Source organism: Massilia sp. DD77, assembly GCF_036961685.1.
Classification (GTDB): Bacteria; Pseudomonadota; Gammaproteobacteria; order Burkholderiales; family Burkholderiaceae_D; genus Telluria.
Genome location: NZ_JBAMDH010000003.1, coordinates 152,682 through 174,603, shown reverse-complemented (window position 1 = coordinate 174,603; position 21,922 = coordinate 152,682). Strand labels below are relative to the sequence as shown.

18 protein-coding genes are annotated in these 21,922 nt (G+C 68.1%); 13 read left to right on the top strand and 5 right to left on the bottom strand.

Features of this window, described 5'->3' with window-relative positions; all coding sequences use genetic code 11:
- Nucleotides 1-61: 61 nt before the first annotated feature.
- The 6 genes from V7778_RS25110 to V7778_RS02640 all read left to right on the top strand — a co-directional run bounded on the left by V7778_RS25110 (nucleotide 62) and on the right by V7778_RS02640 (nucleotide 5,987).
- On the top strand, nucleotides 62-283 hold the full coding sequence (locus V7778_RS25110; protein ID WP_442920685.1) for a response regulator: 222 nt from the start codon (nucleotides 62-64) through the stop codon (nucleotides 281-283).
- Between the two features lie 200 nt (nucleotides 284-483).
- Entirely contained in the window at nucleotides 484-1,677 is a 1,194-nt protein-coding gene (locus tag V7778_RS02660) for a cell division protein ZipA C-terminal FtsZ-binding domain-containing protein (RefSeq protein WP_335551803.1), read from the top strand.
- Between the two features lie 39 nt (nucleotides 1,678-1,716).
- The gene (gene ligA, locus V7778_RS02655; RefSeq protein ID WP_335551810.1) at nucleotides 1,717-4,035 is read left to right on the top strand and encodes an NAD-dependent DNA ligase LigA; all 2,319 of its coding nucleotides are present in this window, start codon (nucleotides 1,717-1,719) and stop codon (nucleotides 4,033-4,035) included.
- Between the two features lie 10 nt (nucleotides 4,036-4,045).
- Nucleotides 4,046-4,939, top strand: coding sequence for a UTP--glucose-1-phosphate uridylyltransferase GalU (gene galU / locus V7778_RS02650; RefSeq protein WP_335551802.1), 894 nt, complete (start codon nucleotides 4,046-4,048; stop codon nucleotides 4,937-4,939).
- Nucleotides 4,936-5,472 (top strand): peptide deformylase, encoded by a 537-nt coding sequence (gene def / locus V7778_RS02645; RefSeq protein ID WP_335551801.1) that lies wholly within the window; start codon nucleotides 4,936-4,938, stop codon nucleotides 5,470-5,472. Before galU ends, def begins: the two co-directional genes overlap by 4 nt.
- On the top strand, nucleotides 5,472-5,987 hold the full coding sequence (locus V7778_RS02640) for a hypothetical protein (protein WP_335551800.1): 516 nt from the start codon (nucleotides 5,472-5,474) through the stop codon (nucleotides 5,985-5,987). The genes def and V7778_RS02640 overlap by 1 nt, the downstream gene beginning before the upstream one ends.
- Before the next feature lie 199 nt (nucleotides 5,988-6,186).
- Here V7778_RS02640 and V7778_RS02635 read toward each other — a convergent pair whose 3' ends face one another.
- Nucleotides 6,187-7,968 (bottom strand): DUF885 domain-containing protein, encoded by a 1,782-nt coding sequence (locus tag V7778_RS02635; RefSeq protein WP_335551799.1) that lies wholly within the window; start codon nucleotides 7,966-7,968, stop codon nucleotides 6,187-6,189.
- A 148-nt stretch (nucleotides 7,969-8,116) separates the two neighbouring features.
- On the opposite strand from V7778_RS02635, the gene V7778_RS02630 reads away from it, so the two are divergent.
- From V7778_RS02630 to V7778_RS02615, 4 genes are all read left to right on the top strand, one after another.
- Nucleotides 8,117-9,472 carry a hybrid sensor histidine kinase/response regulator gene (locus V7778_RS02630; protein ID WP_335551798.1) on the top strand — a complete coding sequence of 452 codons (1,356 nt, stop codon included), beginning with the start codon at nucleotides 8,117-8,119 and terminating at the stop codon, nucleotides 9,470-9,472.
- Between the two features lie 217 nt (nucleotides 9,473-9,689).
- Nucleotides 9,690-10,073, top strand: a complete 384-nt coding sequence (locus tag V7778_RS02625) for a hypothetical protein (RefSeq protein WP_335551797.1) — start codon at nucleotides 9,690-9,692, stop codon at nucleotides 10,071-10,073.
- Nucleotides 10,073-11,542: an ATPase domain-containing protein gene (locus V7778_RS02620; RefSeq protein ID WP_335551796.1), complete on the top strand. Its 1,470-nt coding sequence runs from the start codon at nucleotides 10,073-10,075 to the stop codon at nucleotides 11,540-11,542. The genes V7778_RS02625 and V7778_RS02620 overlap by 1 nt, the downstream gene beginning before the upstream one ends.
- A gap of 14 nt (nucleotides 11,543-11,556) precedes the next feature.
- Nucleotides 11,557-12,915, top strand: coding sequence for an ATP-binding protein (locus tag V7778_RS02615; RefSeq protein ID WP_335551795.1), 1,359 nt, complete (start codon nucleotides 11,557-11,559; stop codon nucleotides 12,913-12,915).
- Here V7778_RS02615 and V7778_RS02610 read toward each other — a convergent pair.
- The 3 genes from V7778_RS02610 to V7778_RS02600 all read right to left on the bottom strand — a co-directional run bounded on the left by V7778_RS02610 (nucleotide 12,912) and on the right by V7778_RS02600 (nucleotide 16,484).
- A complete protein-coding gene (locus V7778_RS02610) occupies nucleotides 12,912-14,126 on the bottom strand; it encodes a pyridoxal phosphate-dependent aminotransferase (protein WP_335551794.1) in 1,215 nt (404 codons plus the stop codon). The two genes, V7778_RS02615 and V7778_RS02610, sit on opposite strands and share 4 nt — an antisense overlap.
- Nucleotides 14,127-14,244: 118 nt before the next feature.
- Nucleotides 14,245-15,759, bottom strand: a complete 1,515-nt coding sequence (locus V7778_RS02605) for a peptide MFS transporter (protein ID WP_335551793.1) — start codon at nucleotides 15,757-15,759, stop codon at nucleotides 14,245-14,247.
- Between the two features lie 134 nt (nucleotides 15,760-15,893).
- Complete coding sequence (locus V7778_RS02600; protein WP_335551792.1) at nucleotides 15,894-16,484, bottom strand: hypothetical protein; 591 nt, start codon at nucleotides 16,482-16,484, stop codon at nucleotides 15,894-15,896.
- A 216-nt stretch (nucleotides 16,485-16,700) separates the two neighbouring features.
- Between V7778_RS02600 and V7778_RS02595 the strand changes: the two genes are divergently transcribed.
- Nucleotides 16,701-16,904, top strand: a complete 204-nt coding sequence (locus V7778_RS02595) for a hypothetical protein (RefSeq protein ID WP_335551791.1) — start codon at nucleotides 16,701-16,703, stop codon at nucleotides 16,902-16,904.
- Here the strand turns inward: V7778_RS02595 and V7778_RS02590 are convergent.
- Nucleotides 16,894-17,847: an IS1595 family transposase gene (locus tag V7778_RS02590; RefSeq protein WP_335551790.1), complete on the bottom strand. Its 954-nt coding sequence runs from the start codon at nucleotides 17,845-17,847 to the stop codon at nucleotides 16,894-16,896. The genes V7778_RS02595 and V7778_RS02590 overlap by 11 nt on opposite strands.
- Before the next feature lie 151 nt (nucleotides 17,848-17,998).
- Between V7778_RS02590 and V7778_RS02585 the strand changes: the two genes are divergently transcribed.
- Nucleotides 17,999-20,488 (top strand): bifunctional diguanylate cyclase/phosphodiesterase, encoded by a 2,490-nt coding sequence (locus tag V7778_RS02585; protein ID WP_442920684.1) that lies wholly within the window; start codon nucleotides 17,999-18,001, stop codon nucleotides 20,486-20,488.
- Between the two features lie 92 nt (nucleotides 20,489-20,580).
- A complete protein-coding gene (locus V7778_RS02580) occupies nucleotides 20,581-21,804 on the top strand; it encodes a WD40/YVTN/BNR-like repeat-containing protein (protein WP_335551789.1) in 1,224 nt (407 codons plus the stop codon).
- Nucleotides 21,805-21,922 lie beyond the last annotated feature (118 nt).

Below are 21,922 nucleotides of genomic sequence, written 5' to 3'. Positions count from 1 at the left end.
CCGCACCGCCTTGCGCGTGCTGGTGGTGGACGACAATGCCGATTCGGCCGAACTGGCGGCCATGTTCCTGCGCGCGGTCGGACACGAGGTGGCGATCGCCTACCGCGCCGAAGCGGCGCTGGACAAGGCGCGCGCCTTTCATCCCCAGGTCTGTTTCCTGGACATCGGCCTGCCGGACATGGACGGCAACGCACTGGCGCGCCGGCTGCGCCGCCAGCCCGGGCTGGAGGGCATCCGGCTGGCGGCCATGACCGGCTACGGCCAGCCGCTCGACCGCCTGTAGAGCGCAGCCGCGGGCATCGACGCCTATTTCGTGAAGCCGGTGGCGATGGACGAGCTGGCGCGTTGGCTTGCTGAAGAGCAGGCCGCCTGAGCCCGCGCCATGGCGCCGGGCACGGGGAGTTGGTATGATGGCATGTCCCGCATGACGCAGGACATCTTATTGAATGAATTCGCAGCATTCGCTATTGAGGCATACGCAGCATGACTGATTTCCAAATGAGCCTGATCGCGGCCGGCGGCGTGTTCGTCGTCGGCGTCATCACCTATAACAAATGGCAGGAGTACAAGGCCAGGAAGAGCGTCGAGCGCGCCTTCGCCTCCGACCATGACGACGTCCTGATGCGCAGCGGCGCCGAGCCGGGCGCCGCGGGCGAGGGCATCGAGCGCCAGGAACCGGTGCTCGACCTGTCGGCCGAGCCGCCGCTGGCCCCCCTTGCGCCGCTGTCGCCGGACGCCGGCGCCCCGTTCGAACCCACCGTGCCGGCGCCCGCGCCGCGCGCCGCGCCCGCGGCCTCCGGTTCCGCATCCACGGTCGGCCTTGCCGATGCGCTGCCCGGCGCCAAGCCCGACATGCCGCCGGCCGAACTGGCCGAATGCCTGGTCGACCCCCTGATCGACTGCCTGATCCCGCTGTCGCTCGAGGTTCCGGTGCGCGGCGACAAGATCCTCCCGTCGCTGCACAAGCTGCGCCGCGTCGGCAACAAGCCGATCCACTACATCGGCTTCGCCGTCAGCGGCGACTGGGAGCCGATCGTGCACGGCGGCGTCTACACCAAGCTGCAGGCCGGCGTGCAAATGGCCACCCGCACCACCGCCCTGAACGAGATCGAGTATTCCGAACTGGTCACCCGCCTGCATGCGGTGGCCGACGAGATCGGCGCCACGCCCGAAGTGCCGGACATGATCGAAGTGATGAGCGAAGCGCGTACCCTGCACCGCTTCGTGGCCGGCCACGACGCCCAGCTGGGCGTGAACCTGGCCGCCAACGGCGCTCCCTGGGCGATCTCGACCCTGATCGGCGCGCTGGAGAACCACGGCTTCGACGTGCGCCCGGACGGCCGCTTCGCCATGCCCGACCGGGAAGCGGGCGCCGCCGGCGCCGTGCTGTTCACGCTCTCGACCAATGTCACCCTGGGTGCGGACAGCACCTCGCGCCTGACCCTGCTGCTCGACGTGCCCTGCGTGCCGCCAGGCCGCGACGGCTTCGGCGCCATGATCGATTGCGCCAAGGCGCTGACGGCGCGCCTGGACGCGACCATCGTCGACGACGGCGACCAGCCCTTGATGGACGAAGCCTTGGCCGAGATCAAGAGCCAGGTCGCCGAGTTCTACGAAGAGATGGAAGCCTCGGATATCCCGGCCGGCTCGACCCGCGCGCTGCGCCTGTTCAGCTGAGGGCGGACCGTGACGGCCAACCAGGATCCGATTGCGCGCATGGCGTGGCTGGTCGAGGAGCTCAACCGCCACATCTACAACTATCACGTGCTCGACGCGCCGACCATTCCGGACGCCGAGTACGACCGCATGTTCGTCGAGCTGCAGGGCCTGGAGGCCGCGCATCCGGACGCGGTGACCAACGACTCGCCCACCTTCCGCGTGGGCGCGGCGCCCATCCCCGAATTCAAGCAGGTGACCCACGCGCTGCCCATGCTGTCGCTGAACAACGGCTTCTCGGACGAGGACGTCGACAACTTCGACCGCCGGGTGCGCGACGGCCTCGACACCCACCAGGCGGACGCAGTTTCCTACTCTGCCGAACTGAAGTTCGACGGCCTGGCGATCAGCCTGCGCTACGAGAACGGCCTGTTCGTGCAGGCCGCCACCCGCGGCGACGGCTACACGGGCGAGGACGTGACCGCCAACATCCGCACCATCAAGGTGATCCCGCTGCGCCTGCGCGGCGCCGACATCCCGGCGGTGCTGGAAGTGCGCGGCGAGGTCCTGATGTTCAAGGGCGACTTCGAACGCCTGAACCAGCGCCAGCGCGACGCCGGCCAGAAGGAGTTCGCCAACCCGCGCAACGCGGCGGCGGGCAGCCTGCGCCAGCTCGACGCCCGCGTCACGGCCCAGCGCAAGCTGCGCTTCTTCGCCTACGGCATCGGCCTGCTCGAGGGCGCGGCGCTGCCGGAGTCGCATTCGGCGGTACTGGACTGGTTCGACCGCCTCGGCCTGCCCGTGTCGACGGAGCGGGACGTGGTACGCGGCTGCGAAGGCCTGCTGGGCTACTACCGCGCCGTCGGCGCCAAGCGCAAGGAACTGCCCTACGAGATCGACGGCGTGGTCTACAAGGTCGACCGCGTGGCCGACCAGGTGGCGCTGGGCTTCGTCTCGCGGGCCCCGCGCTTCGCCCTGGCCCATAAATTCCCGGCCGAGGAAGCCCTGACCACGGTGCAGGCCATCGACGTGCAGGTGGGCCGTACCGGCGCCATCACGCCGGTGGCGCGCCTGACGCCGGTCTCGGTGGGCGGGGTGACGGTCACCAACGCCACCTTGCACAACGAGGACGAGGTGCGGCGCAAGGACGTGCGCATCGGCGACACGGTCGTGGTGCGGCGCGCCGGCGACGTGATTCCCGAGGTGCTGTCGGTGGTGCTGGAGCGCCGCCCGCAGCCGCCGGCGGCCGTGTACGAACTGCCCAAGACCTGCCCGGTGTGCGGCTCGCATGTGGTGCGCGAAGAAGGCGAAGCCGTGGCCCGCTGCTCGGGCGGCCTGACCTGCGCCGCCCAGCGCAAGGAAGCGATCCGGCATTTCGCCGGGCGCCGCATGATGGATATCGAAGGCCTGGGCGACCGCTACATCGACAGCCTGGTCGAGTGCGGCCTGATCCACGGCGTGGCCGACCTGTACAAGCTCACGCTGGATGACCTGCTCAAAATGAAGCGTTTGGCCGACGAACGCGACGGCACGACGCCCGAGACGGTGAAGAACGGCAAGGTCGCCACCAAGTGGGCCGACAACCTGCTGGACGCGATCAAGGCCAGCAAGCAGCCGCCGCTGGAGCGCCTGCTGTTCGCCCTGGGCATCCGCCACGTGGGCGAGTCGACCGCCAAGACCCTGGCCGACTGGCTGGGCCGCTTCGAACTGGTCCGGCGCGCACCGGCCGCGCTGCTGCGCGTGCTGCCCGATATCGGCGGCACCGTGGCCGAGGCGATCGCCGAATTCTTTGCCGAAGAAAAGAACCAGAAAGCCATCGACGCTTTGCTGGCGGCCGGGGTGGCGCCGCAAGGCGAGCATCCCCCGAAGGCCCAGCTGCGCGAGAAGCTCGACGAGCTCAATCTGCTGGCCGCTCTCGGCATCCCCAAGCTGACCGAGCCCCGCGCCCGCCAGCTGGTGCAAGAGGGGCAAACCCTGGAATCGCTGTCGCACCTGAAGGTGTTCGGTGTGTTCGGCTTGCCAGCCAATGTCGCCGCCGCGCTCGAGGAATGGATGGCCGTGCCGGCCAACCGCGCGATGCTGGCCGCGCTCTCGGCCCTGCGCCAGGAATTGCTGGCCCAGCTGCCCGAGGCGGCCCAGGAGGCGGCGGGCCCGCTCAGCGGCAAGACCTTCGTGCTGACCGGCACCTTGCCGACCATGAGCCGCGATGCGGCCGGCGCCCTGATCGAGGCGGCCGGCGGGAAGGTGTCGGGTTCGGTCTCGAAGAAAACATCCTACCTGGTGGCCGGTGCGGAGGCGGGCAGCAAGCTCGCCAAGGCCGAGGAGCTGGGCGTCACGATCCTGGACGAAGCGGGCCTGTTGGCGCTGCTGAACAATTGAAAGCCAAGGTATGAACCTGATTCGCAAAGCAGTGTTTCCCGTGGCGGGACTGGGCAGCCGCTTCCTGCCGGCCACCAAGGCGCAGCCGAAGGAAATGCTGCCCATCGTCGACAAGCCGCTGATCCAGTATGCGGTCGAGGAAGCGGTGGCGGCCGGCGTGACCGAGCTGATTTTCATCACCGGCCGCAACAAGCGCGCCATCGAAGACCACTTCGACAAGGCCTACGAGCTCGAGTCGGAGCTGGAGCAGGCCGGCAAGCACGCCCTGCTCGAGGTGGTGCGCAACGTGATCCCGAAAAACGTCAACTGCATCTACATTCGCCAGTCCGAGCCCCTGGGCCTGGGCCACGCGGTGCTGTGCGCGCGTCCCGTGGTGGGCAACGAGCCCTTCGCGGTGCTGCTCGCGGACGACTTCATGGACACCGACGCCGGCCACAAGCCGGTGCTGGCCCAGATGGCCGACGTCTACGCCTATGAGCGCAGCAGCATCCTGGCGGTGCAGGACGTGCCGCGCGAGCACACCCGCCAGTACGGCATCGTCAGCGCCTCGCCTTACCGCCCCGGCCTGGAGCTGGTGGCGGGCATCGTCGAGAAGCCCCAGCCGGACGCCGCGCCCTCGACCCTGGCGGTGGTCGGCCGCTACGTGTTGTCGGGATCGATCTTCGATCACCTGGAACACCTGGGCACCGGCGCCGGCGGCGAGATCCAGCTGACCGACGGCATCGCCTCGCTGATGAAGGACGAGCGCGTGCTGGCCTACCGCTACGCGGGCCAGCGCTACGACTGCGGCTCCAAGCTGGGCTACCTGAAGGCGACCGCCGCCATCGGCCTCAAGCATCCGGAAACGGCCGAGGGCTTCCGCGCCTGCCTGGCCGGCCTGCTCGAAGGACGAGGCGCGCCATGACCGTGCGCGAGATCCTGCGCATGGGCGACCCGCGCCTGCTGCGGGTGGCCGAACCCGTGCGCGAATTCGATACGCCCGAACTGCACGCCTTGATTGCCGACATGTTCGAGACCATGCATGCGGTGAACGGCGCGGGACTGGCGGCGCCGCAGATCGGTGTCAACCTGCAGCTCGTGATCTATGGCTTCGCCAACAACCAGCGCTATCCGGACGCGCCCCCGGTGCCCGAGACGGTCCTGATCAACCCCGTGCTCACCCACATCTCCGATGAGATGGAGGAGGGCTTCGAAGGCTGCCTGTCGGTGCCCGGCCTGCGCGGCAGCGTGCCGCGGTATACGCGCCTGCACTACGAAGGTGTCGACCAGTACGGCCAGCGCATCGTGCGCGACGCCGAGGGCTTCCACGCGCGCGTGGTGCAGCACGAGGTCGACCACCTGCTCGGCATCCTGTACCCGATGCGCATCAAGGATTTTTCGCGCTTCGGCTTCACCGAAGTCATGTTCCCCCACCTCGATCCCGGAGCCGACGACTGATGCGCGCTTTCTTCCACCGCGCCGCCTTGTGCGCGGCATGCCTTGCCGCGGCGCCAAGCCATGCGGACGACTGGTTCACGAAGATCGATGCGGCGCCGAAGAGCGAGTTCTGGGTCGACACCGGTTTCGCGACGGCCCACTTCGACAGCAAGACCGAGCGCGGCGACGACCTGAACGGCGCCAACAAGGGGCTGGGCCTGGAGTACCGTTTCAGCGGGACCATGGCGGCGACCGCGGGGCGCTTCTACAACAGCGACCGCGCCTGGTCGAATTACGCAGGCGTGATCTGGCAGCCGTATGCCATCGGACCGGTCCGGGCGGGGCTGGCGCTGGCGGCTTTCGACGGCTATCCGAACATGCGCCACGGCGGCTGGTTCCCGGCGGCTATTCCAACCCTGACTTACGAGTACCAGCGGATGGGGGTGAATGTGGGGATCATTCCTTCATACCGCGACCGGCTGTATGGCGGGGTGTCGGTGCAGTTGAAGTTCAAGCTGTCCGACGGGACGAAGTGAAGTGAAAAAAGGGGGATGCGATGCATCCCCCTTTTTAGGTGAGATCACCTTGGGTCCCGGCCTCCGCCGGCACGACGTGCAAACGTGGCGGGCCCAAAATCTCATCGTGAGTCGCTCACCTTAAGACCGTCGTACGCGCCACTGGCGCCCACGACTCCCCGCGAAGGCGGGGACCCAAGTTCGTCGAGAAGCCAGTATCTCAACGTTCTTTCGGATACGGACTCTTCCCACCCTCCGCAATAAACGCATCTATCCTCTGCTGCAGAACGGGCAAGGGCACCGACCCCAGCTGCAGCACCGTATCGTGGAAATTGCGGATGTCGAACTTCGCCCCCAGCGCCTTCTCGGCCCGCGCGCGCGCTTCCTGGATCGCCATCTGCCCGAGGTAGTAGGACAGGGCCTGCCCCGGCCATGAGATATAGCGGTCGACCTCGGTCTCCACCTCGTGCTTCGACAGCGCCGTGTTCTCCATCAGGTAGGCCTGCCCCTGCTCGCGCGTCCAGCCCTTGGCGTGGATGCCGGTGTCGACCACCAGGCGCGAGGCGCGCCAGGCCTGGTAGCTCAGCATGCCGAACACCTCGTACGGGGTCTCGTAGATGCCCATCTCGGTGCCCAGGCGCTCCGAGTAAAGCGCCCAGCCCTCGCCGAAGGCCGAGATGTAGGCGCGGCGGAAGGGCGGTACGCCTTTCTGCTCCTGGGCCACCGGCATCTGGAAGGCGTGGCCGGGCGCGGATTCGTGCAGGGTCAGGGCCGGCAGGCTGTACAGGGCGCGCGCCGGCAGGTTGTAGGTGTTGACCCAATAGGCCCCTGGGCCGCCGCGGCCGGCCGTGTAGTAGGGCGCCTGGTCGTCCGGCACGGGCAGGATGGCGAAGCGGCGGCGCGGCAGGTAGCCGAAGTACTGGTCGGCCTTGGCGTCGAACTTCTTGGCCACCCAGGCCGCGCGCATCAGGAGCTCTTCCGGGGTCCGGGCGTAGAAGCGCGGATCGGTGCGCAAGAACTGCAGGAAGCTCGGGAGGTCGCCCTCGAAGCCCGCCTTCTTCATGGTCTCTTGCATTTCGGCGCGGATCTTGGCCATCTCGGCCAGGCCGATCGCGTGGATCTGCTCGGCCGTCAGATTGGTCGTGGTGTACTCGACGATCTTCGACTGGTAGTAGGCCTTACCGCCAGGCATGCTTTCGGCGGCCAGGGTGGTGCGCGCCTTCGGCACGTACTCGCCGACAAAGAAATCCAGCACCTTGGCGTAGGCCGGCTGGACCTTGCCGCGGATCGCCTCGGCCGCCTGCGCGCGCAGGGCATCGCGCTCGGCCTCCGGGATACTGGCCGGCATGTCCTTGAAGGGCGTATAGAAGATGGTGTCCTGCGGCGTCCTGGCCTGGGCGATCGAGACGATCATGCTTTCGCGCCCGGCGAGCGTCACCTTGGGCGGCGTGAAGCCGCGCGCCAGGCCCGCCCGCATGTTGGCCAGTTCCTGGTCGAAATACCCGGGGAGATTTTCCAGCTGGCGCACATAGTTGCGGTAATCCTCGGCGCGCTTGAACGGACGGCGCGCGCCATAGGTCACGTCGGTCCAGAAGGCGCTGTCGGCATTGACCGGCTGCTCGTATTCGCGGAAGCGCTGGGCGTCGAGCAGGGCGGCGATCTGGGCGCGGTAGACCGCGAAATTGATGCGTTCACCCGGCGACAGCTCGGCCGGGCGGATCGCGTCGAGTTCCTTCAGGATGCCTTGCCAATAAACGAGCCGGGCTTGCTGGGCGGGGGCGTCGACGCGCGCGATGTCCGGGCTCACGCCGCGCTCGTCGTCGGCGCGCGCCAGCTTTTCCGAGACGCGCCATTTCCACTCTTTGGTGTAAATTGTCTTGAACCGTGAGTCGGCTTGCGTGGCGGTTTTCGTTGCCGCGGCGGCAGGTCCCATGCTGGGGCCGATCGACAGAGCCAGCAGCACGCAAGCCGTCGTCACGACGGCGCCCAGTTTGTTTTCCATTGTTCACCTGCTTGAAGAAGAGCACTATTGCCCGGCAGTATGCATCTTATCCGGGAAAGCGGGGAATGGATACAACGCACGACAGCGTGCGGCGGCTTGGCCGCGCTGTATTGATAACCCACATAACCAGTAGAGCGACAAGGACAGGATGGCGAATTCCGGTGAATCGCGGCCCGGCTCCCAGCAGCGGGCGCAGATGGGCGAGGGCGGCATGCCGTCCGGCCTGGCCGAGCACGCCCTGCGCAAACAGGTCGCGGCGCTCGAGGCCGAGCTGGCGCATACCCGGATCCTGGCGCGCGAGCGCCACCTGCTGGCCCTCGAGGCCGAGCGGCTGCGGCGCGAGAACGGCGAATTGGCCCAGTTGCGCGAGCAGGCCGCCGCCAGCGGCCGGCGCCAGAACGAATTCCTCGCCATGCTGGCGCACGAACTGCGCAACCCGCTGGCGCCGCTCAGCATGTCGGCCAGCCTGCTCGACAGCGTCGCCGGGACGACGGGCGAACTGGCCCAGGTCTCGCGCGTCATCCGGCGCCAGGTCGACCACATGGCCCACCTGCTCAACGACCTGCTGGACGCCGCCCGCATCAGCAGCGGCAAGGTCACCCTCAGCCTCGCTCCGCTGCTGCTGAGCGACGCCATCGAGCAGGCGCTCGAGACCGTCGGGCCGCGCCTGCGCGAGCGCCGCCAGCAGCTCACGGTGCGCCTGGCGCCCGAAGCCCTGGTGGTGGAAGGCGATGCCGTGCGCCTGACCCAGGTCTTCACCAACCTGCTCGCCAACGCCTCCAAGTACACGGGCGACGGCGGCAGCATCGCCCTGACGGCCTGGCGCGAGCGTCCCGGCGACGTGGACCAGGCCGTGGTCGCGGTGCGCGACAGCGGCGCCGGCATCGATCCCGACATGCTGCCCCACCTGTTCGACCTGTTCACCCAGGGGCCGCGTTCGCTGGCGCGCTCCGAAGGCGGCCTCGGCGTGGGCCTGAACGTGGTGCGCAACCTGGTCGAGATGCACGGCGGCGCCGTGGAGGCGGCCAGCGCGGGGCCGGGGCAGGGAAGCACCTTCACGGTGCGCCTCCCGCTTTCCAGCGGCAGACCGGCCGGGCGGGGCGCGCCGCCACGGGCGGAGCTTGACGCGGGCAAGCGGCTTTTGCGCATCCTGGTCGTCGAGGACAACATGGACGCCTGCGACACCCTGCGCACCCTGCTCGAACTGTCGGGCCACGAGGTCGAGACGGCCTCGGACGGCATCAGCGGGCTGGAACGAGCCCGCGGCGGGCGTTTCGACGTCCTGGTCTGCGACATCGGCTTGCCGGGCATCGATGGCTACGCCGTCATCGAAGGGCTGAGCTCGGTGGAGAACGGGCAGCGCCCGTTCGCGATCGCCCTGTCGGGCTACGGCCAGGCCGAGGACCGCGAGCGGGCCCTGGCGGCGGGCTTCGACCGCTACCTGGTGAAACCGGCCGCGCCCGAGACCCTGATCGCGCTGATTGCGGAGGCGCGCCGCGGATAAAGTGTGTGCAACACCTGATGAAAATGTGTCATGCTCGGCGGACGCAAAGGCTATAATGGGCCCAGCCCGTTTGCGGAGTAGCCTGGCCGCCCGCACATTCTCGGCCTGGCAACCGGTCCGCCGGTCGGCCGACGCCATCGGTCCGCCACGCTGTCAGGAACAGCGCGCACATGACCAATAACGACAACCACGGCAGAATCCGTATCGCAAACCAGACATGATGACGAGTAAGGGCGATCCCGGGCGCTCGGAAGGACATGCCCATCTCATCCAATCCTGGCGGCGCCTGGCCGTCCAGCTAGGACCGCTAGTCGGCGACAACGGCTTCTGTGCGCTGTTCGGGCGTGCCTGCCGCCTCGTGAGCCCGGAATTCCGCTGGCTGGCCGGCACGCCTCCCTGCAAGGCCTGCGACGCCCAGGTCAATGCGCTCGACGCCATGCTCGCCAGCGTCGCCCCCGAGCAGGCCGGGGCGGCCCACGCCGCCTTGCTGCGCACCTTCACCGAGCTGTTGGCCAGCCTCATCGGCCAGGCGCTGGCCACCCGCCTTGTCGACGCCGCGCTGCTCGACGGGAAAGAGCAGAATCCACAGGAGCACAAGTAATGAAGGATAAAGTAAGCCTCGGAAAATTGAGCACCGGCGTGCCCGGGCTCGATATCCTGCTGGGAGGCGGACTGAGTGAATTCTCGTTCAACCTGATCGCGGGGGCGCCCGGCTGCGGCAAGACGACGCTTGCGCACCAGATCATGTTTTCCCTCGCCACGCCCGAACGGCGGGCACTGTTCTTCACGGTGCTGGGCGAGCCGCCCCTCAAGATGCTGCGCTACCAGCAGCAGTACGCCTTTTTCGAGCTCGACAAGGTGGGCACCGCGATCCGCTACGTGAACCTGGCCGACGACCTGCGTGCGGGCGACTTCACGGGTGTACTGGAGCGCATCATGAAGGAAGTCGAGGACTTCTCGCCCAGCATGGTGTTCGTCGACTCCTTCCGCTCGGTGGCCCAGACCGCGCGCAGCGGCAACGAGGGCGTGGCCGATCTCCAGCATTTCACGCAGGAGCTGGGCACGCGCATGACCAGCTGGCAGGCGACCACCTTCCTGATCGGCGAATACCTGCACAGCGACGTCGAGGCCAACCCGATCATGACGGTTGCCGACGGCATGATCGCCCTCAGCCAGCTGCACGAGGAAGATTCCGTCGTGCGCAAGATCCGCGTGGTCAAGATGCGCGGCCAGGCCCACCTGGGCGGCTCGCATACTTTCCGCATCACCGGCGACGGCGTGCGGGTCTACCCGCGCGTGCTGCCGCCACTGGCGGACGACCGCCTGCCGGGCGTGAAGGTCGACCGCGCGCCGCACCGCATCCCGACCGGCGTGCCGGGTCTGGACGAGATGCTGCACGGCGGCCTGCCGCAGGGCCACTCGGTGCTGGTGACGGGTCCCAGCGGCTGCGGCAAGACCATCCTCGGCACCCGCTTCCTGCAGGAAGGCGTGCGCCATGGCGAGAAGGGCGTCGCGGTGTCTTTCGAAAAAGGCACGGCGCGCCTGCGCAACGCCGAGATGGCGCAGCTGGTCCAGGCGGGCCAGGTGGCCGTGATCGAAAGCCGCATGATCGACCTGTCCATCGACGAGCTGCTCGACGAACTGAACGAAGCCATCGACCGCACTGGTGCGCGCCGCGTGGTGGTCGACTCGCTCTCGGAAATGTCGCTCTTCCTGGCGCCCGAGAGCCGCGACCGGCTGCGTGGGGTCGTGTTCCGCATGCTGGCCGCGCTGGCCAAGCGCGGCGTCAGTGTCCTGGTCACGATGGGCATGGACGACGAGTTCATGCGCTTCCAGACCAGCCAGGCCGAAATCGCCTACCTCACCGACGCCATCATCGTCATGCGCTACGGTGAAATCGACGGCCAGTTGCGCAAGTTCCTGTCGGTGGTGAAGGTGCGCGGCTCCGGCCATAGCCCGGACCTGCGCGAATACGTGATCACCGACGAGGGCCTGGACATCTACCCGCAGCGCACCGAGTACGAAGGCGTGCTGCACGGCCTGCCGCAGGCGCGCAGCGCTGGCTGCTGAGGATACGAGAAACGATGATGACGACGTTCCAGGGAGAAGACTCCGGCTCGCTGCAGCGTCTGTCGAAGGAAGAGGACGGCCTGGCACCGCCGGCCCTGGAGCAACTGCTGCTGCGCCGCATAGAGACGCTGGAAAACGAGAACGCGCTGCTGCGCGCGGAAGCCGAGCGCAAGCGCGAACTGGACGCCCTGGTGGAACAGCTGCGCGAAGCGAACGGCAACCTGGTCATGGCCGCGGTCCAGGCCCAGAGCCTGCGCGATGACGCCGAAGAAACCAACCGGCGCCAGAACGAATTCCTCGCGATGCTGGCGCACGAACTGCGCAATCCCCTGGTCCCGATCAGCATGTCGGCCAACCTGCTGGGCCGGTCAAGCCTGGACGGCGAGCTGAGCGCGCTGACGAAGGTGATCCAGCGCCAGGTAGGCCATATGTCGCACCTGCTGGACGACCTGCTCGATGCCGCGCGCCTCAGCAGCGGCAAGATCACCCTCGCGATCCAGGCGCTCGACCTCAAGGACGTGATCGCCCAGGCCGTGGAAACCGTCCTGCAGCGCATGCACGAACGCGGACAGCGCTTCGCGCTGCACTTGCCGGTGGATCCGGTGGTCGTCGATGGCGATCCGGTGCGCCTGGCCCAGGTCTTCACCAACCTGCTGAGCAACGCTTCCAAGTACACCCAGGATGGCGGCGCGATCTCGCTGTCGGTGGAGTGCGGCGACCAGGTAGAGGTGACCGTCGCCGACAACGGCAGCGGCATGGCGGCGGAAACCATCGCCCACGCCTTCGACCTGTTCGCCCAGGGGCCGCGTACGCTGGCGCGCTCGGAGGGCGGGCTGGGTGTCGGCCTGAACGTGGTGCGCAACCTCGTGGGCATGCACGGGGGCAGCGTCGTGGCGTCGAGCGAGGGTATCGGCGCGGGCAGCAGCTTCACGGTGCGCCTGCCGCTCTCGCTGCAGGGCCTGCCGGCCGAGCCGGCGGCGGCCGCGTCCGCGCAAGGTGGCGGCGCGCGGCGCATCCTGGTCGTGGAAGACAATACCGATGCCGGCGACGTGCTGCGCATGCTGCTCGAACTCGAAGGCCACGAAGTCGCGCTCGCGGCCGACGGCCACGCCGGCCTGGCGATGGCGCTGGACGGCGGCTTCGACGCCATCGTGTGCGACATCGGCCTGCCGGGTATCGACGGCTACGAACTGATCGCGCGCCTGCGGGCCGCGGGCAGCGGGGCGGCGCCGCTGGCGGTGGCGCTATCCGGCTACGGCCATTCGAGCGATCGCGAACGCGCCATGGCCGCGGGCTTCGACCGCTACCTGGTCAAGCCGGTGGGACCGGACGCCCTGCTGCAAGCCCTCGACGCCACGGCTCGCTCAGGCTAGCCGCGGCCGAGTTGCCGTTCGAGGCGCGCCAGCGCTTCCTCGATCCGTTCGTACTTCGTCGCATACGAGAAACGCACGTGGCGGGCCGGCGCGGCGAAACCGAAATCGTCGCCCGGCACGATGGCCACGTGGGCGTCGCGCAGCAGCGCCCAGCTGAAGGCGACGCTGTCGGCGCTGTCGCGGTGCGCCACCTGGCTGATGTCCGCATATACATAGAAGGCGCCGTCCGGCATCACCGGCACCTGGAAACCCAGTGCGCGCAGGCGCGGCACCAGGAAGTCGCGGCGGCGCTGGAATTCGCGGCGGCGTTCCTCGAAGATGGCAAGCGCTTCAGGGGTGAAGCAGGCCAGGGCCGCGTGCTGGGCCACCGTCGGCGCGCAGATGAACAGGTTCTGGGCCAGTTTCTCGAACACCGCCACCAGGTCCTCGGGCACCACCAGCCACCCCAGGCGCCAGCCGGTCATGTTGAAATACTTGGAGAAGCTGTTGACCGTGATGACCTGGTCGCTGAGCGCCAGGGCGCTGACGGGCGTGTGATCGTAGGTCAGGCCTTGGTAGATCTCGTCGACGATGGCGAAGCCGCCGCGCGCCTCCACGGCGCCGAGCATGTCGCGCAGCTGCTGCGGCGTCATCGAGGTGCCGGTCGGGTTCGAGGGCGAGGCGACCAGCACGCCGCGTGTGCGTCCGGTCCAGCGCCCGGCCACGTGGGCGGCGGTCAACTGGTAGCGGTCGGCGCTGGATGCGGGCACCAGCACCGGGCTGCCGCCGAAGCTGGTGACGAAATGGCGGTTGCAGGGGTAGCAGGGATCGGGCATCAGCACTTCGTCGCCCTCGGCCACCAGCGCGGCACAGGCCAGCAGCAGGCCGGCCGAGGCGCCTGCCGTGACCACGACGCGGCGCGGGTCGATGTCCAGGCCGTGGGTGGCCGCGTAGTGGCCGGAAATCGCTTCGCGCAGCTCGCGCAGGCCGAGCGAATCGGTGTACTGGGTAATGCCGCCGCGGATGGCTTCCATGGCGGCTGCTGCCACGATCTCGGGCGCGGTGAAATCGGGTTCGCCCACGCTCATGCTGATGACGTCGGCGCCGGCGCGTTTCAGTTCGCCGGCGGCTTTCACCATTTCCATGACGCGGAAGGGTTCGATGGCGTGGACGCGCCCGGCGACCTGGAGGGCGCGCGCGGCCTGGGAATCAAGGGGAGGTTTGACGGACATGCTGTGGAGTTCGGGGTGGCGAATCCAGGCATCTTACAAGAATCTCGCGTTCGCGGCGGATCGCACGCCAACTATCACCGCGTGGACGGCTCCGCCGTGCACGCGGTGATAGTCCCGCTTATTGATGCGCGTTGTGCGTCGCCGTCAGCCTGCGCATCAGCGGCAGCGCCGCCAACGCAATGAGTGTACAAGCAATTGCCGCCACGCCCAGCTTGTTGAACAGCGCCGTGTACACGGGCAGGGTCTGGACTGGGTCGGTCATGTCGCTCGGCACGGCCGCCAGGTTGGCCACCACGCCGCCCAGGTACTGCGAGATCCCCACGCCCACGTAATAGGCGCCCATCATGAAGCCGCCCATGCGCGCCGGGACGTAGCGCGCGATCATGGCCAGGCCCAGGCCGCTCACCAGCAGCTCGCCCAGCGAGTACAGGCCGTAGCCGGCGATCATGATCCACGACGAGGTCAGGCCATCGACGGCGAACTGGCCCGCCACGCCGTAGGTGAAGAAGCCGGCCGCCACCACCGTGAAGCCGAGCGCGAACTTGGCCGCGATCGACAAGTCCTTGCCGCTCTTGCCGGCGCGGGTGTAGATCCAGGCCAGCACGGGGCTCAGGACCATGATCCAGATCGCGTTCAGCGCCTGGAACTGGGCCGGCGACCAGGTCCACAGGTGCAGGCCGAACAGGGTGAACTCCAGGTCGACGTTGCGCAGCGCGAACAGCGACAGCGAGGTCGACATCTGCTGGTAGAAGATGAAGAAGAACACGGTCTGCAGGGTCAGGACCAGCGCGGCCACCAGGCCGGCACGCTCGCTCGGCTGGCTGGAGCGGATCAGGTGGACGAAGATGCCCAGCACCACGACGCCCGCCACGTAGACGAAGGCGCGCGCCAGGGCCTGGTACTCGAGGATCAGCGCCGAGGCGCCAACCGCCACCACGGCGCCGGCCAGCACGGCCATCAGCTTGCCCGTGTGCAGGGGCTGGGCGTCAGGCGGCGAGCCGATGTGGCTCACGGTATGGCGCAGCGCGGTGATGGTGAGGAGACCGACGATCATGCCGGCGCTGCACACGCCGAAGGCGACGTGCCAGCCCAGCTCGCCGCCGTAGGTGGCGTTGACGTAGTCCTTGATCCAGGGCGTCGCCAGCATCGATATGGTGGAACCGACGTTGACCGCCATGTAGTAGATGGTGAAGGCGCTGTCGATCTTGGAATCGTCGCCCTCGTAGATCTTGCGCACCAGGTTGGCGTTGTTGGGCTTGAACAGGCCGTTGCCGACCACGATCACCCCCAGCGCCGAGAAGGTGAACCAGGTATTCGTGGTCGGCACCGCCATCAGCGCGTAGCCGAGGCCGAGGATGGCGCCGCCCAGCAGCACGCTGCGGCGGGTGCCGAGCACCTTGTCGCCGATCCAGCCGCCGATGGCCGGGGCCACGTAGATCAGCGCGGCGGCCGCGCCCCACACCAGGTTGGCGCGGCTGTCCTCGAAACCGAGGCGCTGCACCATGAAATACACGATCAGCGCCTGCATGCCGTAGTAGCCGAAGCGTTCCCACAGCTCGATCAGCGCGAGCGTGAGGAAAGATCGGGTCTGGCTGGGGCCCTGGCCGACCGCCGGCGGAATATGCCTGTCCATACGTCTCCTGAGATTAGAACGGCCGGGCTGGCCCGGCAATAAGCAGGCGATCGTACCCGCTCCGCATGCAAGACGCAATCTTGACAAGTGCTGCATTGCGGCAGCGCGGCGCCTTGAAGCGGCACCGCCGCCGGCTAGCGGTAACCCTCGAAAATACAGTCGACGTGGGCGTTCACCACGACGGCCATGCGCCTGGTATCGCCGAGCTGGCCCGGAAAACGGTGCGCGGTGGCGCTCGCGCAGGCATCGCCGCGCTCGCGCACGAGGGCGCGGCAGGCGCTGTCCGTCAGGCCGAACTTATTGCGCGCGCAACCTTCTTCCAGGCGCGCCGCCAGCTTGTACAGGACGGTGGCGTCCACGTCCGACATCGCGATCACCGCATCGGCCGCGGTCGCGGCCGCGGCCGCCCCGGCCGCGGATTCCCGCGGTTCCGCCACGGCGGCCACTTCTTCTTCCTCAGGCGGCGGCGCTTCCTCCCTGCGCTGGAAGGCGAGATGCAGGGCCCAGCCGAGAACGACCACCAGCAGGATCTTGAGCAGCGGACCCCAGTCCCAGGGCTGGCTGACGCTCATCCCGTCCAGGCGCGCGGAGCGCGCGGCAGTGGCTGGCGCAGGGGCAAGGCTGCCGAACTTGGCGTAGCAGATTCCACAGGCAGGGCATTGCCAGTCGGGGTTGGTCGCATCGGTCGGACGGACATGGCTGCACTTGGGACAAATCACGGACATGGTAAGACGGCTTTGCTGAACATTGAGAAAACGGCAAGTCTAGCGCTTGGGCTTGCCCGAAAAGCGCGCGGATTGTCACATCGCAGCGATTAAGCAAACGACATGACCGCCCGGCCCCCCGGAGGAACGCGGGCCGCCCTCTAAAAAGGGCGGATTCCCGGCGGCGGCCGCGGGTTATACTGGAATTGCCGCTGCCTCAAGTCCGTGCAGGACCCCATGAATCCGCATACCGACAAGGAAATGCCAGCAGGAACCTCGATCGCGCTCGGGGCGAACGGCTCCCTGCGGCCGTTTCTCGCCTTCCTGCGCGGACGGCTGGCGCTGCTGCTGGTGTGGCCGGCGCTGGCCCTGGCCGCCGCGGTCGTGCTGTGGGGTTTTGTCTTGCTCGATCTCGAAGGCGCTGTGCCCGTTATGTGTTGAAGACGCCGAGCGCGATGCGCAGCAGTCGCTCTGGCGTGGCGATGCGCGCGCCGTCCAGCGCCCATTGCCAGCCCAGGTAATTCGGCAGGTAGCGCGAAGCGACGCCATGAAAGCGCGCCAGCCATTGCCGGAAGCGCCGGTGGTAAGCATTCACGTTTTGGACGTGGACGGCTCCACGGACGCGCTCGCCGGCGCGCAGGTTGACGAACTCATGGGAAATGCCGGCTTCGCGCGCGAAGGAGCGGTACGCGGGATGCCCATCGGTGACCAGCAGGACATCGGGATCGAGCACGGGCAACAGGTGCCGGTGCAATTGATCCGTGGTGACCGCGCCGCGTCCGGTGATGAAGTCGTGGGTGCCGCCGGTGCGGTCGCGCGCGACCAGCACGCACACGTGCTCGCGCGAGATGCCGCGGGTTGCAGCCACGCCGCCCCGGTGACGTGCCGGCCGGTCGAGCTTGCGCGAGCCCTTCTGCGACTCCAATAGGAAGAGCTCGTCGGCCTCGGCAATGCCTGCCAACCGCTCCGGGCGGTCGTGTTTGACGAGGGCGAGAAAACGGTGGCGCCAGCGGAAGCTGGTGTTGCGGTGCACCTCGACCGCCTTGGCGCTGGTCCGTACGCTCTTGGCGTCGAGCATGTTGCCGAGGTAGCCGAGCCACTTGGCGCGGTGGCGCAGCCGCGACAAGGGGGTGCCGCTCAGGGCCGTGAAGGTCCTGCCGCAAGCGCGGCAACGGTAACGCTGCAGTCCCCGGCTGTAACCGTGCCGATAGGAACGCCGCGCCTGACATGAAGGACAGCAAGGATCCGGCGCCGCGCATGCAATCGCCTCGCACACCTGGTCCAACCCGACCGCCGGCCGCAAGGCATCCATCAGTTGGAGACGCTGGCGCCTGGTCAGTAGGGAAAGCTGCCGCAGCCACCTGCCAAAGCGTTTCGTTTCCATCGCTGCTCCGCTGGTCTGTGAGATCGGGTTGGACTCCGACAAAGCTCGACAGTTCAAATTCAACACACCGCGGTGACAGCGCCATCTCGAACAGGAGCTGCAGGAACGGCGTGCCGAGCTCAACCGGCAGGTCGACGCCTATACCCGCAGCTTGCTCATCCGCACCCGCCGCTCGATCGGCGAGACCGACCGCCTGCTCTTGCTCCTGCGCCAGAATTGGGCCACCTCGGGCCACCGCAGCAACCTGAGCGGCACCATCGAGGCGGGCATCTTCTCGAGGCAGTATATTTCTGCCGTGGCCATCATCGACCGTGCGGGCATGGTTGTGACCAGCACCCATCCGGAAGTGGCGGGACGGTATTTCGGGGACCAGGACTACTTCGGCGCCCAGCAGCGCGCGGCCGGAGACCGGTTGCAGCTGAGGGGCCCGATCCCGGGCCGCCTGTCGAAGCGCGTGGTCATCATCTTCTCGCGCGCGCTGCTGACTCCGGAAGGGGATTTCGACGGCATCGTGCTGGTCTCCGTCTGGCCCTCCTTCTTCACCCAGCATTATGCCGAGCCCATCCTGGGCGAACACGGCTTCGTGGGCCTGGCCAGGACCGACGGTACGGTACTCGCGGCCCGCTCCGGCAACACCGACCACGCGCCCGGCGCCTTCCTGCTTGGCGCGGTGCCCCGCGACACGCCGGCGGGTGTGCGCCGCCTCGACGGCCGGGCCTGGTTCGCAGACGGGCGCGCGCGGGTGGTCGGCTGGCAAACCCTGGCCGACCTGGGACTGGTGGGCATGATCGGCGTGGACGAGGACACGGCCATGGCCGTGTACCGGGACCACCGCCGGGAAGCGCTCGCCGGCGCCTGGCTGAACACCGGATGGATCCTGCTGGCCACCTTGCTGGCCACGAGCTTCTATGTGCACGCCAAGTGGAAGCAGCACCAGATCGAGGCGATCCGCGCCACCTACCGCCTGGCCACCGAGGATGCGGCGGAGGGCTTCTTCATCGGGCGGCCGCTGCGCGATGCGCAAGGCGTGGTGCGCGACTTCGTCCTCATCGATTGCAACCAGTATGGAGCCGACCTGTTCGGCAAGCAGCCGGAGGACGCGATCGGCCACCGCCTGTCCGAGTTCTACCAGGGCGAACTGTTCCGCAGCACCTGCGGGCGCATGTGCAAGGCGCTCGAGACCGGCTTCTACGACCGCGAGCTCGAGGTGCGTCCGGTTCCCGGACAGCTCCTGAAGGCGCGCTGGATCCGCTACAAGGCGGTGCGCGCAGGCGGCGACCTCGCGGTCACGATCCGCGACATCAGCGAGAGCAAGGCCTACCTGAGCGAACTCGAGCGCAGGAGCAATTCCGACGAGCTCACCGGCCTGCCCAACCGCTACTGGATCCAGCAATACCTGCCCAAGGCGATCGACGACGCGCGCGGGGGCGACCACGGCCTGGCGGTGCTGTTCGTCGACCTCGACGGCTTCAAGACCGTCAACGACGCCCTCGGCCACGCGGCCGGCGACGAACTGCTGCGCACGGTGGCCAGGCGCCTGATCACGGCCGTGCGCCCGCGCGACCATGTCGTGCGCCTGGGGGGCGATGAATTCGTGGTGGTGCTGGAACATGTGGACGGCGCCGCCGACGTCGAGCATGTGGCCGGGCGTGTGCTGGGCGCCTTCCACGACGGCTTCCACCTGCAGCAGAGTACCCATGTGCTGAACGCCTCGATCGGGATCAGCCTGTTCCCCGAGCATGGCGAGGATGCCGAGACCCTGCTCAAGCATGCCGACATCGCGATGTACTCGGTCAAGACCGACGGCAAGGGCAGCTATCGCTTCTTCCAGTCGCGCTTCTTCGAGGCGATCCGCACCCGGCTGGAGACCGAGATGGAGATGCGGCGTGCGCTCGACCAGCACCAGTTCGTGGTGCATTACCAGCCGCGCGTGGACCTGCTCGCCGGTACCGCCTCGAGCATGGAGGCCCTGGTGCGCTGGGAGCGCCCCGGCAATGAGCTGGTCGGCCCCGACCGCTTCATCCCGCTGGCCGAGGAGACCGGCCTGATCGTGCCGCTGGGCGAGCAGGTGGTCGACAGCGTCTGCCGCCAGCTGGCCCTGTGGGCGCGCGATGGCGCGGACCTGGTGCCGGTGTCGGTCAATGTCTCGCCGCGCCAGTTCAGCCAATCCGACATCCTGGCCATGTTCCGCGACGCGGTCGCCCGCCACGGCATCGATCCGGCGCTGCTCGAGATCGAACTCACCGAGTCCTCGATGATGCAGGACGGGGTAGGCGAATCGGGCGTGTTCGCCGGGCTGCGCGCGCTCGGCATCAAGCTGTGCATCGACGACTTCGGCACCGGCTATTCCTCGCTGTCCCAGCTCCAGCGCCTGCGCTTCGACGTGCTCAAGATCGACCGCGCCTTCGTGCTGCGCATCGAATACCCGGAGGGCGACACGCTCATCGCCTCGATGATCGCCATGGCCCACGCGCTCGGCATGCGGGTGGTGGCCGAGGGCGTCGAGAACCAGCGCCAGATGCAGCTGCTGAAGACGCTCGGCTGCGACGAGGGGCAGGGCTACTATTTCTCGCGCCCGGTGCCGGCCGCCGACGCCCAGCCGGTCGGCGCTTACAGATTCGCGACATTCTCCGGACAATAAGCCCAAGAACGGCTTTGCGGTCCGCCCTAGAATCCCCGCATCGACAACCGGCCGGCGGCGCCAGCGCCGCGGCCTTCAACAGGGGGTAGGGCATGCAACAACACATCACACCGGGCGTGCTGGCGGTCGCGGGCGCCTGCGCGCTGCTGCTGGCCGGCTGCGGCGGCGACAGCGGCGGACAACTCGACGGCGGCGGCGCGCAGATCCCGGCCGTCTCGCGCATCGACCTGCTGGCCAGCGACACGCGCGGCATGGAAAGCGTCGTGCTCAAGGACGGCGCCGCCTTCGTCTCGCTGTCCAACAGCGCCACCCAGGGCACGGCGGTCCTGAAGGCGGCGCTGCCCTTGAGCAGCGCGTCGACGTGGACCCCGGTGGCCCTGGGCGGCTGCGCCCTCGGCCCGGTGGGAGACTTCATCGTGCGCGCGCCCAAGCTCAGGATGGCGGGCGACACCCTGTGGCTGATCCAGCCGTGGACGGAAGGGCCCGACCCGGCGGTCCAGGAACATTCGGCCTGCACCATGACGGCGCAGGCGGCCAGCTTCGCACCGCGCGACGCCGGCCTGCGCGCCTGCAACGAGTACTTCTGCTCGACCCTGGACATGAGCGACATCAAGCTCTCAGGCACGCGCCTGTACAGCAACGCCGGCGCCGGCCTGAACCTGTTCGGGTCGAGCGACGGCGGCGCCACCTGGCGCGTGCTGCGCGGCCAGTTCGACGCCATGATGTGCACCCACACCTCGTTCCAGGTGATCGGCGAGCGCGTGCTGGTGGGCGGCGAGTGCCCGCTGGACTTCGCTTTCCTCGAAGCCTACCAGCTGTCCGCCGATGGCCTGGCGCTGGCCAGCCAGGACAAGCTGGCGCTCACCGTGCCCGCGCTGCAGAACCGGAACATCCAGTTCATCGAGCAGGTCGGCGGCGCCCAGCGCATCTTTGTCGGCGTCGAGGGCGGCCTGCTGCGCAGCGAGGATGGCGGCAAGAGCTTCAAGTTCGTGATCCACCACCCGGTCGAGGGCGCCAGCATCTACCCCTATGTCAAATCGATCCTCGCCCTCAAGGCGCGGCCGGACACCCTGGTCGTGAGCGGCTTCGACAAGAAGAACGCCAAGCCCTACCTGGCGGTCTCGCGCGACGGCGGCACGAGCTGGCAAGAGCTCTCCAGCATGTTGCCGGGTTACAGCCAGCCGCCGAGCGGCGACACCAAGGCGGCAATCCCGACTTCGCTGGCTGAAGATGCGCAAGGCCACGTGCTGATCACGCTCAACGAGCGCGAAGACGGGCAGGGCAGGTTACTGCAGCTGACCCTCGGCCGCCGCTGAGGGCTGAGCCGCGGGCCGGCGCATCGTGCACCGTCCGGCCCGCATGAAACAAAACTACATAGACATTCCCGATTTGTGTCATGCTCTCGTCTGCGGCCGGCGGGCCGGCTGCCGCCCG

Coding starts and splice junctions, on each gene's coding strand:
- V7778_RS25110 (WP_442920685.1), top strand. CDS start 62: ATGTTCCTGCGCGCGGTCGGACACGAGGTGGCGATCGCCTACCGCGCC.
- V7778_RS02640 (WP_335551800.1), top strand. CDS start 5,472: ATGCGCGCTTTCTTCCACCGCGCCGCCTTGTGCGCGGCATGCCTTGCC.
- V7778_RS02660 (WP_335551803.1), top strand. CDS start 484: ATGACTGATTTCCAAATGAGCCTGATCGCGGCCGGCGGCGTGTTCGTC.
- V7778_RS02610 (WP_335551794.1), bottom strand. CDS start 14,126: ATGTCCGTCAAACCTCCCCTTGATTCCCAGGCCGCGCGCGCCCTCCAG.
- V7778_RS02595 (WP_335551791.1), top strand. CDS start 16,701: ATGAATCCGCATACCGACAAGGAAATGCCAGCAGGAACCTCGATCGCG.
- ligA (WP_335551810.1), top strand. CDS start 1,717: ATGGCGTGGCTGGTCGAGGAGCTCAACCGCCACATCTACAACTATCAC.
- V7778_RS02605 (WP_335551793.1), bottom strand. CDS start 15,759: ATGGACAGGCATATTCCGCCGGCGGTCGGCCAGGGCCCCAGCCAGACC.
- V7778_RS02615 (WP_335551795.1), top strand. CDS start 11,557: ATGATGACGACGTTCCAGGGAGAAGACTCCGGCTCGCTGCAGCGTCTG.
- galU (WP_335551802.1), top strand. CDS start 4,046: ATGAACCTGATTCGCAAAGCAGTGTTTCCCGTGGCGGGACTGGGCAGC.
- V7778_RS02625 (WP_335551797.1), top strand. CDS start 9,690: ATGATGACGAGTAAGGGCGATCCCGGGCGCTCGGAAGGACATGCCCAT.
- V7778_RS02590 (WP_335551790.1), bottom strand. CDS start 17,847: ATGGAAACGAAACGCTTTGGCAGGTGGCTGCGGCAGCTTTCCCTACTG.
- def (WP_335551801.1), top strand. CDS start 4,936: ATGACCGTGCGCGAGATCCTGCGCATGGGCGACCCGCGCCTGCTGCGG.
- V7778_RS02635 (WP_335551799.1), bottom strand. CDS start 7,968: ATGGAAAACAAACTGGGCGCCGTCGTGACGACGGCTTGCGTGCTGCTG.
- V7778_RS02600 (WP_335551792.1), bottom strand. CDS start 16,484: ATGTCCGTGATTTGTCCCAAGTGCAGCCATGTCCGTCCGACCGATGCG.
- V7778_RS02620 (WP_335551796.1), top strand. CDS start 10,073: ATGAAGGATAAAGTAAGCCTCGGAAAATTGAGCACCGGCGTGCCCGGG.
- V7778_RS02630 (WP_335551798.1), top strand. CDS start 8,117: ATGGCGAATTCCGGTGAATCGCGGCCCGGCTCCCAGCAGCGGGCGCAG.
- V7778_RS02580 (WP_335551789.1), top strand. CDS start 20,581: ATGCAACAACACATCACACCGGGCGTGCTGGCGGTCGCGGGCGCCTGC.